The sequence below is a fragment of the Nitrospiria bacterium genome, assembly GCA_035498035.1.
GTDB lineage: Bacteria > Nitrospirota > Nitrospiria > JACQBZ01 > JACQBZ01 > JACQBZ01.
The window spans coordinates 19973-34996 of the sequence record DATKAN010000064.1 but is presented as its reverse complement, the minus strand read 5'-3'; the positions used below and the strand labels follow the sequence as shown (position 1 = coordinate 34996).

Annotated in this window: 14 protein-coding genes; 5 read left to right on the top strand and 9 right to left on the bottom strand. The window is 60.0% G+C overall.

Annotated features, from left to right (window positions below; translation table 11 throughout):
• The 9 genes from VMN77_12650 to VMN77_12610 form a co-directional block, all read right to left on the bottom strand.
• Positions 1-316, bottom strand: a 316-nt coding sequence (locus VMN77_12650; GenBank protein ID HTN44633.1) for a glycosyltransferase, incomplete at its 3' end; no start/stop codon positions are given.
• Positions 313-1797: an oligosaccharide flippase family protein gene (locus VMN77_12645; GenBank protein HTN44632.1), complete on the bottom strand. Its 1485-nt coding sequence runs from the start codon at positions 1795-1797 to the stop codon at positions 313-315. The genes VMN77_12650 and VMN77_12645, both read right to left, overlap by 4 nt.
• A 34-nt stretch (positions 1798-1831) precedes the next feature.
• Positions 1832-2557, bottom strand: coding sequence for an FkbM family methyltransferase (locus VMN77_12640; protein HTN44631.1), 726 nt, complete (start codon positions 2555-2557; stop codon positions 1832-1834).
• Positions 2558-2763: 206 nt separating this feature from the next.
• The gene (locus VMN77_12635) at positions 2764-3561 is read right to left on the bottom strand and encodes a class I SAM-dependent methyltransferase (protein HTN44630.1); all 798 of its coding nucleotides are present in this window, start codon (positions 3559-3561) and stop codon (positions 2764-2766) included.
• Complete coding sequence (locus tag VMN77_12630; protein HTN44629.1) at positions 3561-5423, bottom strand: O-antigen ligase family protein; 1863 nt, start codon at positions 5421-5423, stop codon at positions 3561-3563. Before VMN77_12630 ends, VMN77_12635 begins: the two co-directional genes overlap by 1 nt.
• Before the next feature lie 106 nt (positions 5424-5529).
• Positions 5530-6249 (bottom strand): CpsB/CapC family capsule biosynthesis tyrosine phosphatase, encoded by a 720-nt coding sequence (locus VMN77_12625; GenBank protein HTN44628.1) that lies wholly within the window; start codon positions 6247-6249, stop codon positions 5530-5532.
• Positions 6250-6255: 6 nt separating this feature from the next.
• On the bottom strand, positions 6256-8268 hold the full coding sequence (locus tag VMN77_12620; GenBank protein HTN44627.1) for a polysaccharide biosynthesis tyrosine autokinase: 2013 nt from the start codon (positions 8266-8268) through the stop codon (positions 6256-6258).
• A gap of 120 nt (positions 8269-8388) precedes the next feature.
• Positions 8389-9210: an SLBB domain-containing protein gene (locus VMN77_12615; GenBank protein HTN44626.1), complete on the bottom strand. Its 822-nt coding sequence runs from the start codon at positions 9208-9210 to the stop codon at positions 8389-8391.
• Positions 9167-10417 carry an outer membrane beta-barrel protein gene (locus VMN77_12610; protein HTN44625.1) on the bottom strand — a complete coding sequence of 417 codons (1251 nt, stop codon included), beginning with the start codon at positions 10415-10417 and terminating at the stop codon, positions 9167-9169. Before VMN77_12610 ends, VMN77_12615 begins: the two co-directional genes overlap by 44 nt.
• Before the next feature lie 377 nt (positions 10418-10794).
• Between VMN77_12610 and lexA the strand changes: the two genes are divergently transcribed.
• From lexA to dinB, 5 genes are all read left to right on the top strand, one after another.
• Complete coding sequence (gene lexA / locus VMN77_12605) at positions 10795-11412, top strand: transcriptional repressor LexA (protein ID HTN44624.1); 618 nt, start codon at positions 10795-10797, stop codon at positions 11410-11412.
• A 120-nt stretch (positions 11413-11532) separates the two neighbouring features.
• Complete coding sequence (locus tag VMN77_12600; protein HTN44623.1) at positions 11533-11781, top strand: hypothetical protein; 249 nt, start codon at positions 11533-11535, stop codon at positions 11779-11781.
• Between the two features lie 54 nt (positions 11782-11835).
• Positions 11836-13074: a putative DNA modification/repair radical SAM protein gene (locus tag VMN77_12595; GenBank protein ID HTN44622.1), complete on the top strand. Its 1239-nt coding sequence runs from the start codon at positions 11836-11838 to the stop codon at positions 13072-13074.
• Positions 13075-13164: 90 nt separating this feature from the next.
• Entirely contained in the window at positions 13165-13770 is a 606-nt protein-coding gene (locus tag VMN77_12590) for a hypothetical protein (protein HTN44621.1), read from the top strand.
• A complete protein-coding gene (gene dinB, locus VMN77_12585; GenBank protein HTN44620.1) occupies positions 13767-14984 on the top strand; it encodes a DNA polymerase IV in 1218 nt (405 codons plus the stop codon). Before VMN77_12590 ends, dinB begins: the two co-directional genes overlap by 4 nt.
• The last annotated feature ends 40 nt before the right edge of the window (positions 14985-15024 follow it).

The window sequence follows — 15024 nt, the reverse complement described above, 5'->3', positions numbered from 1 at the left end:
TGCAAAAACCATCAGCAATAGCAGCCGCTTGACCCTCATCGGGCTTAGATATCCAGCGACACAAGTACTTCTCGTATTTTCGAATGATCTCCACACTGTTATCACTGGAACCACCATCCATGATGATGTACTCGAGGTTTGGATAATTCTGATTTAAGACAGAAAGAATTGTTTGTTCTAAGAAACGACCTTGATTATAAGAAGGTGTAACAATCGTAATTTTCGGCCAGGATGGATCTTTGTTTAGAATTGTTCTTTCATCAAAGAGGGGTTTCGAGACAAAGTCTTTTATTTCCTGGGACGTGAATTTTTTCATTTCTCCGCCATGACCTTTCGCACTTGCAGGAACTCATCGGCGATCCATGCCATGGATCGTTTTCGCATGGGATGGAGCCAGATGGGGACAACCAGGATCGCGGAGAAGAAAAAGACGCAAAGGGCCGCAAGCACAAGAGGGGCCAGCCGGTGGTTCATTTGATTATAGAACAGTAGCGAAAAAAACAGGCCGAGGAGGCTTGCCAACAAGATTCGCCCATTCTCTTTTGAAACCAAATCGACGACCGGGATCTTATTTTTATAGTGGTAAGAGAAAGGAATGACGAGGCTGCCGGCCGTCAATGAAATTACCCAGGCGATCACGACGGCCTTTCCTCCGAGGATGCCTCCGAAAAACCATCCCAGGGCCAGGTTCGAGACGCCGATGATGACGTGTGCCCAGGTGTTCCAGCGGAGTTCTCCGGTCCCCAGGTTCACAAAATAAGCCGGACCCGCCAGGGTATTTACAAACGAGCCGGCGGCGAGAAGGACGGAGAATAGAATAAATACTTTTTCATAATGGCCGATCCACAATTCAGATAGGATGGGGATAAAGGCGATCAGGGCTGCGTATGAAGGAACGGCCACATACAGAATCAAGCGGAAGGAATCTTTATACAACTTCCGAATCATCTCGGGATTTCTCACTTCCAGGTCGGCGAAGGCGGGGGTGAGCACCTGATTGGCCGAGACGATCATGGCCCGCACCTGCATGACCATCCGGCCGGCCATCTCATAAAAACCTGTCATCGAAAGCCCGCCGAATTTCGAAAGAAGCGACTTGGTAATCGGGTCGCAGAGCATCTGGCTGATTGTTATGACCTGAAAGTTCAATCCGTAACCGAGCATTTCCCTGAATACTTCACGATTCCAACGACTGGGGATGAGCGGCAATACCGGAAGTCGGCGTTTAAGAACGAGGCCGCTTCCGATCAATAAAAGGCCGGATTGCGCCACTTGCGCGTACGCCAGACCCATTAATCCGAACTTGGGAACCAGGACATAGCATACGATGAGGTTGACGACCGAAACGGACATGAGCAGCTTGCTTCGGAGATCGATGCGCTGGTAACCGTCGAGCCCGGCCTGATAGACGCCGGCAAGCACCGTGATCCACAACGACAGCAAGGCGAACGGAACGATCGAAAGCGCTTCCTTAAGGTGGGCCGTCGGAACGACGAGGCCCAACAGCATGCCGATCACCGAATAGACGACGACCAGAATCAAAGCGAAAAAGAGGCCGAGCGAAATAACCGTTGTTTGTATCACCGCGACCACGGTTTCTTCCTCCCCGCGGGCGAGATACTTGGCGACGAACTTGACAACGCCGGCCGATAAACCCAGGTTGGCAATCTGGGCCACGGAGGTCGTGGCGAGCACGACAGACCAGATCCCCAACCTTTCGATCCCGATGGTCTTAAGCAAAAGCCGGTAAAGAATGAATTGGACGGCCGTGATCAGTATAACCTGCGCCACGGACATCATTGCGTTTATGAGTATTCGGCGGCTCTGCATTTTAATGGCTTAAGCGATTGTTTGGCAAAAATAAGAGATTGTCGTATTCGTAGTTTTCCATAACCTCGTGCGGGACCGTTTTTCCTTCCCGCACCTGGTAAGGGGAATAACCCATCCCCTGCAGCCAGGCCACAATTTCCTTCGACCTCGGAACGCCCTCGATTTCAAAATCCCCGACCTCCAGGATGAGGGCGGGCCTGCTGCCATTTAACGTTTCCGCCATTCCCTTCAACACATGGATCTCGGATGATTCCGCATCGATTTTTATGAGATCCACATGATCGATTCCGCCCTCCTTCAGGATATTATCCAGCTTCCTGGCTTCGACCTTAATTTCATTTTTGGCAAATGCGGCCGCGTCTTTTCTTCTGATCCCAAAACCAGAGTTTAACGCCGAATATTGGATCCCATAGTCATAAAATTTTATTTCACGCTCTTCATTGTATGCGGCGCAGTTAAAAATTTGAATATTGGGGTGCTCGGAATAATTGGCAATATTTTTTTGTAACTGCCGACAGGTGCTTGGGGTCGGCTCAAAGGCCAGGACCCTTCCTTTGGGGCCGACAAGATGACTCCCAAGAAGGGTAAAAAAACCAAAATGGGCTCCTATATCGATAAAAGTCATTCCCTCTTTAAGATGATTTATTATATAGAGGCACACGGCCTCCTCGAAGTAGCCGTATCGCCAGATATTCATCGACACCGTCTCGGGGTAAATTACATTCATCTCACCTCCCCAAAAGGTTCGAGATCTAATTTCCTTGGGTCTTCGGCCGATCTCTAACAACTTCGGATACAGCATTCTCCAAGGATGCCTGGCCAGGCGCGCGATACGCTTCCTTTTTGTAAACCGAGAGGCATTATTTAATTGCCTCATCAGCTTTTGTCTGTCCGGGCTCAGGTCATTCATGAGTCAAGCATCCACTCTCCTCATCATTCACGTGCTTGTTGCATTGGAATTTCTTGTATTAAGAATTTGTTGTCCAATTTGTGTCTCGATGCCACGAACACCGCCCGCGTTAACCTATTCGGACCGGGGGAAACTCTCCAATCGACGGGAAACTCTTCATGGTTGGGCTGCGTCGTCGGCAGGTATACATGCTCAAAGTGTTTCTTGAGTTGCGTGTAGACCCAGTACCGGGTTGGCCGGCACCCCTTTCCGGATATCGCCTGCGTCGGATTATCTGCATCTTCAGCGCAAAGATTGATCGAATCTCCATCACCCATCGAGACACAGGTCTCAAGCAAAAGCATTTTTTTGCAGCGACGCGACATAAAATCAATCGCCTCGGCCGGTTTTCTGAGATGATAAAGCAAACCATAGCAGTACACGATATCAAAACGATCATTGAAATCGGGGTCGGGATTGTCGCAATCCAAATGCCTCACTTCGATATCTGGATATCGGGAACGGAGTATGTCGAGATTACTCTTGCGTGCTTCAGTACTAACAACTTTACAGCCCCTGTCTATAAAAAAGCTCGTATGATCCCCAATTCCGGCCCCGACCTCCAATACCGTGGCGCCGTGCAGATCCAATCCCAGACTGGCAAGATGCTCAAGCCGTCTCTGGTTGTGGCGCTGGTAATGGTAAGAAAGAAACGCGTCCTTCGGAGATGAATTTCGTCCAAAGATTTTTTTAACAATGTTTTTAATTTCGTTCATCGACACTTCATTTTTCCAATCAACAGGGGCCATCTCAAAAAAGGTCGCTTGTTTGGCCTCATTCATTACGTCTTCTTCAACCGCTCCTCGATCTCCGCCGCCAACTTATCCTGCCGGTTCTCCCGAAGCCGTTGCGCGAGCGAAAGGGCGCGGTCGGTCTGTCCGGTCGCGGCGAACCAAAGGCCGACGTAATGCTGATAGAGGGGGTTCGTCGGGTCCAGCTTCAGTACGCGGCCGAACTCCTCCGTCGCCTCGGAGGTCTCCCCGAGCTGCGCGTGGATCCAGCCCAGATCGAGATGCGGCGCGGCCAGCGTCGGGGCCAGGGCGGCGGCCCGTTCCATCTCGGACCGTGCCGGGGCCAGCGCCGTCGCGTCCCCCTGTTTGTAGCGTCGTTCGTCCAGCCCGCCCAATGCCATATGGTATTGCGGATGGGCCGGGTCCCAACCGATTGCACGGCGGTATTCCTCCTCGGCCCGATCGAGCTTTCCCGCCTTTTCAAGCTCCAGCCCGCAGCGGTAATACCGGTCGGCCGCAAACGCGGACGTGGTCTGATACAGCAGCCACACGACGACGGCCAGGCCCGCGACGGCGGCCGCCGGACGCCAGGGGCCGGCCGCCGGCCTGTCCGGCGCGTCCGATCGATCCGGCCGCGCGAGGTTCCAGGCCATCCCCGTCAGGACCGTGAACAGGAAGGCGTTGGCCGGAATATGAAAATTAAAATCGTTCAGGCCGTGGATCAGGATCGCCGCAAGGCCGGTCACGACACCCAGGAGCAGTACCTTTGCCCGGGGATTGCGCCGCGCCCGCCCGCCGGCGAGAATGAAGCCGAACAGGATCCCGAGCGCTCCGGCGCCCAGGCCGAATCCGACGATCCCCGTCTCGGCCATCCACTGGACGTAGTCGTTGTGCGCGTGCTCGTAGAAGACCGGATCGGGAACCGTCTTGTAGGCCGGGTAGACCGCCCCGAAGGTTCCGGGGCCCGATCCCATGATCGGATAGTCGGCCATGATCCTTGTCGCGTCCTTCCAGACCGCGATCCGCCCCCGCATCGACGGATCCCCGGGAAGATGGAGCAGCGTGTTGACCCGGTCGATCACCGGCCCCAGCCCGAACCAGGCGAGGGAGATCAGGACCAGCGCGGCCAGCGCGCCCGGCAACAGGACCCGGCGCTTCGTGGTCCGGCCCCACACGAAGACCGCCCCGATCAGGGCCAGGGCCGTCACGAAGCTCACGATCCCGGCGCGGGACAGGGTCAGGACGAGGGAGACCGACATCACCAGCGTCATGAACAGCAGCAGCGCAAACTGATGGGCCCGCTCGGAGGTGAGCCGGTCGACGAAGCGCCGCCAGGCCGTGCCGCCCCGCGCCGGCGCCTCCGCGAACGAGGCCGCCGTGTACCCGATCGCCACCGGGATCAGCATCTCCATGTAGCCCGCGAAATGGTTCCGGTTGACGAAGGGGCCGGTGGGCGACCCGCCCGCCGTCACGGGCCGGAGTCCGTAGATCTTTCCGTTCCAGGTATACTGCTGGAGAATGGCGAACAGGGCGACGCCGAAGCCGATCACGATGAGGGACAGGGTGAGCCGGCGGATCTCGGCCTCGGTCCGGACGGTCGAGACGACGAGCGCGAAGAGCAACGCGTAGGCGGTCGCGAGGGCCAGCGCGTCGCGCGTGCCGCGCGGATAAAGCGAGGTCGCGGCGGCCTGCCGGATGAGGACGTAGCCGGCGAAGACCGAGAGCATGAGCCAGACCGGCCCCGGGAGTTTGGGCGGCGCTTCCCGGGCGAAGCCGAAACGGATCAGCCACAGCCCGGCCAGTCCGAAGACGCCCCACTCCAGAACCGACCGGGCCCAGACCTCGACCGAGCCGAAGGCCAGCGGGGCGAAGAGGAGGAGTGCGATCAGGCCTGTTTGGATGACGAGTAACATGGGGATATTCGCTTGGGAGAAGTTAGGAGTAAAGAGTAAGGAGTTAGGAGAGCGTATGCGCAATGCCGTCTTTCCCCCTCATTCCTTACTACTCACTCCTTGCGTCTTAACTCCTCACTTCCTCTCCCCTTACAATTTTCTCCGGGGTCTCAAAAACCATCGCCCGCGCGGCCTCGACGCCCACCAAGGCCTCGGCCCGTTCGAGCGCGCGCGAAAGGACCGGGGGCCGCTTCACGGTGTCGTGGGCGTCGGTCGCGATCAGATGCGCCCGGCCCTCCCTCATAAACCGCTCCGCGACGGACTGCGCCCGCGGCCCGAACCCGCCGGTGAGGCTCATCGCGGTGATCTGGACCAGACAACCCAGCCTGACAAAGGGCTCCAGTTTTTCCGGCCGTCGCTGGAACTCCATGTTGCGCTCCGGATGGGTGATCACGGGAACCAACCCCTTCCCGAGAAGGGCCTCCACCAGCCCTTCGCTGCCGGGCGGGACGAGGTCGTGCGGGAACTCGAACAGGAAATACGGCGTGTCCCGGTTGATGCAAAGACGGCGGCCGTCCCCGTCCAGCAGCTCCGGCGTCATCCGGACATCCGCGCCCGGAATGATCCGGAGCGGAATCCCCTCCCGCCGGAGGCGGGCCCCGAAGGCCTCCGCGGCCGCGACGATCCCCTCCGGCGTGTTATCGTAAACGCCCGGCGTGATGTGGGACGAGGCCACGAGTGTGTCGATCCCGTCCGCCGCCGCCATGCGGGCCATCGCCAGCGCCTCGTCCCTCGTCCGGGGCCCGTCGTCGAGGCCGGGCAGGATGTGGCAATGGAGGTCGATCATAACTCCTTACCTCTTACTCCTTACTTTCTTTTTATCTTCTTTCCCGTAATACGATTGATAGGGATAGTAGCGGTAGGTGTCCTTTTTCAGGTCCACGTCGTTGAACACGACGCCCAGAAGCCTCGCCTTGGCGTCGGCCAGACGCTTCCGGGCCTCCGTCGCCAGAAGCTTCGTGGTCCGGGATTCCTTCACCACCAGCACCACGCCGTCGCACAGGGTCGAAAGCAGCGTGGCGTCCGTCACGGGGACCAGCGGCGGGGAATCGATGATGATCCGGTCGAACTTCCGGCCCACCTCCTTGATCAGGTCCCGCATCCGGTTCGAGCCCAGCAGCTCGGCCGGGTTCGGCGGGACGGGCCCGGAGGGAAGGATGCAGAGCAGCGGGATCGGAGTCTGCCGGATCGCGGCCTCGGCCGTGGCCTCGCCCACCAGGACCGGCCCCAGGCCTTTGACGTTCACGTCCCGATCCCCTTCGGAACGGCCGCCCCCGTTCGACGGCTCAAAGAGCTGATGGATCCTCGGCCGGCGCAGATCGGCGTCGATCAGGAGGGTCGCGCTCCCGGCCTGGGCCATCGCGATCGCGAGGTTCGCGGCGGTCGTGGTCTTGCCCTCGACCGGTCCGGGACTGGTGACCAGGACCACCCTCGGCGGGTGCTCGGCCGAGGACAGCAGGACGCCGGTCCGGATCGTCCGGTAGGCCTCGGCGTAGGAGGACTTGGGCTCGGCCGACAGAACGGTTTCGATCGGATGAGACGGCCTCCCGGACGGGCCGGCCGATTTCTTCCTCCGTCCGGCCGAGGGCACGATCCCCAGCAGCGGCGCGGCGATCACGCGCTCGATGTCCTCGGGGCTCTTGATCGTGTTGTCGAGGTACTCGAAGAAAAACGAGAGGCCGGAGCCCAGGACCAGGCCGAGGACGACGGCCAGGATCATGTTCATGGTTTTTTTCGGCTTGATCGGGACCGTGGACGGCTGGGCCGCATCCATCACCTGAATATTTCCCCTGGGGATGTTCTCCGTCAGGGCCGTCTCCTTCAGCCGCTTGAGCAGGACCTCGAACAACTGGCGGTTGGCGTCCACCTCGCGCTTCAAGAGCAGGTACTGCGGGGACTCCTCGATCTTCACCGCGCCCACCAGACGCTTGATCTCCCGCTCCAGCTTGTTGCGGAGCGTCGCGAGCTCCGAGGCGACCTGGATCATCTGGGGATGCTTCGGGCCGTATTTTTTCGACAGCTCCGACTGCTTCGCCGTCAGGCGGATCTCCTCCGTCCGCAGCTCTTGAATGAACGCGTTGTTGACCACCTCCGGGCGGGACTCCATCTCCTTCATCGCGGCGCGAGACTCGGCCTTGGACTCGACCTGGGCCGTGATCTGGGCCGGGATGCTCTCCTTGTATTTCTCGAAGGCCTCCTCCGACTGCTGCACCTTCCCCTGCATCTCGTCCACGCGCTTTCGGAGCCAGGTGTTGGCCTCCTGGGCCGCCTTGATCTTCAGCTCCCTGTTGTAATTGATGTATTCATCGGCCAGGGTGTTGGCCACGAGCGCGGCGAGCGCGGGATCGTGCGAATCAAACTCGACCTTCACGAGACGGCTGTTGCGGATGGGGCTCACCGTCAACCGGGACAGGAATGTCTTCAACCACCGCCGGGAATTCTCCTCGGGATCCGGACTCGTCGAATCCTCCGAGCGGGCGGATGGGTTCTGAAAATCGGGGTTCTGGCCCAGCTTCAGCCGGTCGATCACCCGCCGGGCGAGGGTCTCGCTCTTCAGGATCTCGTACTGGGTCTGGTAGTAGTCAGTCGCGGTGGCGTCGACCGCCAGGACCTCCTGGATCGAAACCACGTTGGGATTCTCCCGTTCGATCAGGATCTGAACGGCGGAGCGATAGACGGGCTGAATCGTGAAGGTGACCACCGCCACGACGGTGACCAGGATCACGAAAAAGGTGATCGCGGTCCACCGCCGTTTCTGGAGGACGCGGAGGTAATCGCGCAGATGGATTTCGGGTTCGGTTTGCATAATGACTCCAATGCGTAACCAGTTAGGAGTGAGGAGTTAGGAGTAAGGAGAATGAAGACGCTCCACACTTCCAAATATTCATTTTTTCCCCTTACCCTTCACTCCTCGCTCCTTACTCCTTTAGAAGAAACTTTCCGGGACGACCACCACGTCCTCCGGCTGGAGCGGGTCCTCCATCTTGACGCGGATCTTGTCTTCCTTTCCTTCCTTCTTCCGGATGATTTCCGTTTTGGCCGGGGCGGCCTTGTCGGTCAGCCCTCCGGCCAGCGTGATCGCCTTCAGGATCGTCATTTGTTCGTCGAACAAATACGAGCCCGGCTTCTTGACCTCGCCGGTCACGTAGACCCACCGCTTCTCCGGAACCTGAAGGACGTCGTCCGGCCGGAGGAGATCGTGCATCCCGACAAGAATCGCGGTCTCGTTCGGGCCCTGGCCCTTCCGGGTGACCGTCATCTTCCCTTCGGCCGCCTTCTCGGTCAGCCCGCCGGCGAGGCTGAGGGCCTTGATCACGGTCATCCCCTCTTCGTAGGGAAAGGAACCCGGCTTGCTCACCTCGCCGGTGACGTAGACCACGACGCGGAACTCCTCGACGAAGACGCCGACGTGGGGATGGACGATGTAGCCGTTCGCCAGCCGGGTCGTGATCCTTCGCTCGAGCTGCTGGACCGTGAGGCCGGAAACCTTGATCTCGCCCAGGAGCGGGAAGGTGATCTTGCCGTCTTCGCTGACGCGGACCTTGGTTTCGAGGTCCTTGTGATCGTAAACGGTGATGTTGAGGACGTCGCGCGGACCCAGGACATAATCCTGGGACCACGCCGTTCCGGAGAGAATAAGCCCTGCGCCGATCAGCAGGGCCGCGAATCGTCTCAGCGCGGACGCGAAAAAACCGGGGACGCTCCTACAACAAGGTCCCGACGCTGAAGGTGTACAGATTGTCCACATATCCAAAATCGCTAAAGGTCGAACGACGCTGGGAATAATCGTATCCGAGCCCCAGGTTCAGCCAGGGCTGGATCCGGTATTCAAAGCGGCCGCCCAGGTCCCAACTGTTGTCGATCCGCTTGCGGGTCTCCGTCCCGACGGTCATATCGTCGGGATACTGGTCCCGGCTGAAACCCGCGTTCATTTTAAAGGTGACCTTCGGATGAACGGCGTGGATCAGCTCGAGGCGCCCGCCGGAGGTCAGGTAGTAAGGCTGGCCCGCGACGTAGCTCTCCTGAACGTCCCGCACCGCGTCGAACTTCAGCGAGGTGCGCTGCGTCATTTCATGGCTCAGGCCGATCGATACGATCCCCCCCTGAAAGTTGTCCACGCCGGATTCCTGATAATCCTTCCGGGCGTAGCCGGCCTTCACGGTCCCCTTCGATTTCGCGGTGACGTCCCAGGTGAGACCGAGATAACCGCGCTGGGTCGCGTTGTCCACGCTCTTGGTAGCGACGTCGCCCTCGACAAAATTCACGTCGGTGTACTCGTACTCCAGCAGCGCGGAGGTTTTCGGCAGAATCTTGTAAAAAACCGTTCCGCCGACGGTGTTGTCCGTCCGGTCCCGGAACCCGTTCCGGGCGTCGTCCGCGTAGTTCAGCATGAGGTTCGTATAATCCACCGCCACGCGCAGTTTCGGTCCGACCTGCCAGTCGATGCCCCCCCCGGCCGTGTTTTCATGGTAGAGGTCGAGTTGAAGGCTCTGCGCAAAGCCGGGCGCGTCATGGCCGTTGGTCCATTCTTCTTTTATTCGCAACGAAACGCCGCCGGCAAAGTTGAGGGCCAGATTGCCCTTGGCCAGGTTGTCGCTGTAGTTCCAGACCTTCAGCTCGTTGTACCGGCCCCAGTCTCCACGATACTCCGCCTCGAAACGGGAATTCTGGAAAGGGAGCGCCGCCTGAAGCCCGGGGGTGAAGAGGGTCAGCCAGTCGTTCGCGTCCTTGCTTTTGGAAGGATCATCCGGACTCAGACAGACCATATCTTCCGACCGGCAAACGTTGCTGTCGTAGGATTCGGAAACCTGAAAGTAGGGATGAAGCTCAAGCGGACCCAGTTTCAGATTCCCGACCGCCGATGCCGGCGGGGCCCATCCGATCACGAACCCGAGACCCGAAAGAAAAACGAACAAAATCCCCGCACGACGCCGCGGGAGAGATAATAAAGACATACGAGACCCCCTTTGGGAAATGCCCGTGGGAAAGAAGGTGGAGGTGTTGCATTGTGTCCGAGTCAGCCTCGTTATTCTAATGGACGGAATGGACCGGCCCGCCCCAAACCGTTTCCGAACCTCAATGAGGGATGGAAGGAGTATTCAGATTATCTGGACTTGGCCAAAATGATTGAGCTTTTTTATCACATTGAACCCGCATTGTCAATCAAAATAAGGGTGGAACGCTCCCAACGCCTTGGAACCCCAGGCGATTGAAGCATGGCCTTGGCGAAGGGCGTCGGGGCCATCCTGGAGCCGGGATGAGCGGCGCTTGACAACGCCTTCCGATTCAGATAAGGTAGGACTACAAATGTAGACCTTTGGATCGAGCCGCCATGAAAGACACCTTGACCCCCCGTCAGGAACGGGTTCTGGACTATATAAAGGATAGTTACGAAAAAAACGGTTTCCCCCCCACGATACGGGAGATCGCACGGCATCTGCGCTTGCGGGGACCCAAGGGCGCGCAGAAACATCTGGCCGCACTGGAGGATAAAGGCTACATCCGCCGCCGGGCGGGATTGTCCCGCGCGATGGAGGTCGTCGGGTGGTCCGGGGAGACGGCCTCCCCGACCGTCGCCGTCCCCTTGCTGGGACGCGTCCGGGCGGGCGCGCCCCTGCTGGCGACGGAAGAGGTGGAGCGTCACTTCCGGCTGGATCGAAGCCTGGCCCCGCCCGGGTCGTTTGTGGTCCGGGTCACGGGCGACAGCATGATCGAGGCCGGAATCCATTCGGGCGACTACGCCGTGGTGCAACCCCATCCCCAGCCGCGCAACGGAGAAGTCGTGGTCGCGCTCCTAAACGACGAGGCCACGGTCAAACGCTTTTACAAAGACCCCGACGCGATCCGCTTGGAGCCGGCCAACGCCCGGATGAAGCCGATCGTGGTGAGACCGAACCGGGAGGAGGTCCGCATCCTCGGCAAGGTCGTGGCGATTATTCGTAAATTATGAAAAAACAATGCGCACAATAAAAATTATGCGAGGATCAGGCTTCGCCTGTCCGAGCACGGGGGGTGGGGGCCTCGGAGGACCTGCAGTTTTAATCTTCCGCACGGGCTCCCATATATATAAATGATCACGGAAATCGGAGAGCCGGTCAAGGTCGGCGCCGTATTTGACCCGGAGCAGACGCTCCAACCCAAATGGTTCGTCTGGAACAACCGCAAATACAGCGTTCAGCGCGTGACCTTTGCCTGGAAGGTCCGGGACGGAAACAGAATTTATCATCATTTCGCGGTGACGGACGGCGCCAATGTGTATGACCTGACCTACGACGCCGGAGCCCTTTCCTGGAAGTTGATGACCGTGAGCCCGATGTAGCGCATTTTCCGTAGGGGCGTACGGCCGTACGCCCCTACAAGGACGTGGCAAACAATGGACATCCTTCAGAAACTCGCGATCCTGGGCGAAGGCGCGGCGCGGGAGCATGAGCTTTCGGCCGGACAATCCGCCCCCGCGTGCTTTACCCCGCAATCCGGCACAAGGCCGGACGACCGCTATCTGCGGCACCGGAATCCCGTCCTCAAGGGCGCCGCCCGCCATCTCCCCGGCGGAATTCATGTCAGTCCGGTCGGGGGCGGAAAGACCGTCCGCCTGCTCAAGGTCCTCCAGACCAACATCTGCGAATTCGACTGCTTCTACTGCGAGCACCGGGCGGGTCGCGACGTGCCGCGCACCTACGTATCCCCGGAGGAGCTGGCCCGGACTTTCATGATGCTTCACCGGAAACGGTTCGTGGACGGGCTGTTTCTCTCCTCCGGAATCACCCGGAAGGTCGACACGATGCAGGAGCGGATGATCCAGACGGCCGAAATCTTAAGAACGCGGCATCAGTTCAAAGGATACATCCATTTAAAAATACTGCCCGGGGCCAGCCAAGCCGCGGTGGAACAGACGTTTCGCATCGCCAGCCGTGTCTCCCTCAATCTTGAGGCCCCGACCCCGCAGCATCTCTCGCGGCTCTCGGCCCGGAAGAATTTCCTGGACGATATGCTCACCCGGATGGTCTGGGTCAAGCGCCTCAAGCAGCAATATCCCGACCGGATCCCGGCGGGCCAGATCACCCAGTTCGTGGTGGGCGCGGCGGGCGAGACCGATCTGGACCTCCTCGCTGCCACCGGGCGGCTTTACGGCGAGATCGGCCTGCGTCGGGCTTATTTCAGCGCCTTCAGCCCGGTCCCGGACACCCCGCTCGATCACCTTTCGCCGGCCCCTCTTCAGAGACAACACCGGCTGTACCAGGCCGACTGGCTGCTGCGTTTCTACGGTTTTTCGGTCCCGGAGCTGATCTTCGACGATCGGGGCCATCTGCCGACGGCCGTCGATCCGAAAACGGCCTGGGCCCTCGGCCATCCCGAGTTCTTCCCGCTGGAGGTCCTCCGGTCCGATTACGAAAAGCTGCTGCGCGTGCCGGGCATCGGTCCGATCTCGGCCAAGCGGATTGCGGAGCTGCGCCGGTCGGCGGTCCTCACCGATCCCCGGCAGTTGACCCGGCTGGGCGTCGTGATGAAACGCGCCGCGCCGTACCTGCTTCTTCACGGCCGGCCGCTGACGCCGGCGTCGTCCCGGATCAAGCCCGTTCAGCTCGACCTCTGGTCGCCGGAGCCGATTTGACCCGGAAACCGTATTCGGATAGACTGCCCGGAACCCGGCCTCTATGATTATAGGCAGGGTTATCGTTCCGACGGATTCCGTGGGGGATGGATGGTTTCCTGCGTTTACTGTCATAAAGCAAAAGGCAAGCGTTCCTGCCCCGCCCTTGGCGGACTGATCTGCCCGCGATGCTGCGGGGAACACCGTCAGGTCCGGATCGCGTGTCCCCCGGACTGCGCCTATCTCACGACGCACGAGGGCTATCAGCGCGGCCGGACGGCCCAGGCCTTCTCGGTTGAACGGGCCCGGGTCTTTCAGGGGCTGAAAAATCAAAAAATGATCCCCTTCCTGGCCGTGATGGAGGCCGTGATCTTCAAGTATTTCGCCCAACGCGGCTCGGCGACGGATGCCGAGGTGATTGTCGGCCTGGAAGACCTCCGGCGGCGGCTGAGCCCCCTGGCCCTTCCCGAGTCGGCCCGTTCGCCCTTCGGCGATGCCTTATGGAAAGAAATGGAAGCCGTGGCGAAGGAAAGCGGCCCGCAGGCCGCGGTCGAAGCGATGGACGCCTACCTGAAGCTGGCCCGGTCGTTCTCGGATTCCTTGCTCCGTTCGCGCCAGTTCCTGCGGGGACTCCTCGGGCTCATCGAACAAATTCATCCCGAACTCGCCGAGCAGTTCCGGAAGGAGGCCGCGCCGGGCCGGATCTTGCTGCCGTGACCCCTACAATTCTTCATATCGACATGGACGCTTTTTTCGCCTCGGTCGAACAACGGGTCCATCCCGCCCTCCGGGGCCAAGCGATCGCGGTCTGCGGCGCCGGCGCCCGCACCGTCGTGCTGACGGCTTCGTATGAGGCGCGAGAATACGGCGTCAAGACCGGCATGACGGTTCCGGAGGCGAGGGCGCTCTGTCCGGGTCTGATCGTGGTGCCGGGGGATCATGAACGCTATACCGATGTCAGCCGGAGACTCCTGGCGATCTATCAGGACTATACCCCGCTCGTGGAGGTCTTCTCCGTGGACGAGGCCTTTTTGGACATCACCGGTTCCTTAACCCTTTTTGGAGGCGGCGAGGCCATCGCGTCGGCCATCAAACAGCGGATCCGACGGGAAATGCAGCTCACGGCCTCGGTGGGAATCGCGCCCAACAAAATCCTGGCCAAGCTGGGAAGCGGCCTGAAAAAACCGGACGGGTTGGTCCGGATTGAAGCGCAGGACGTGCCGGTACTGCTCGAAGACCTCCCCGTGAAGGAGCTGTGCGGAATCGGTCCCGCTCTGGATCGGGCCCTGGCCGAGATGGACATCCGGACCTGCGGCCAGCTGGGGAGGACGCCTGTGGAACGGCTGATCGGCCGCTTCGGGACCATCGGCCGTACCCTGAAGGCCCTGGGAATGGGCCGGGACGACCGCCCGGTCTTTCCGGCCGGGGAGGACCCGGAACCCAAATCGATCGGCCATAGTATGACGCTGGCGCGCGACCTTCGACGCCGGGAGGAGATCGAACATACGCTGATCGAGCTGTCCGAGAGAGTCGGACGGCGCGCGCGACGGAACCGGTACCGGGGAAACATTGTGACGCTGACGCTTCGATACTCCGACTTTCAAACGTTCAGCCGCCGGCGCCGGCTTCGGGCGTTTCTGAACGACGGGTCGGAGATTTATCTGGCGTCGCGCCGGATCCTGGAAACCGTCCGGCTGGAGCGGGCGGTCCGCCTGGTCGGCGTGGGCCTGGCCGGATTGATCCCGGACGCGGGCCAGCTTCCGCTGTTTGAAACGGAACAGCGCCGCCGTCGGCTGCTCGCCGCGATGGACGGGATCAACGACCGCTACGGCCAATGGACGGCCCGTTGGGGCACGCTGATCACGGGCCCGTCCCGCCGGACCGTGATTTCTCCCGCTTGGAGACCGAGGGGCGTCCGGGAATATCCATGAATTTACGACGCCGGTCCCCAAGGTCGAATGGATCGGCGGA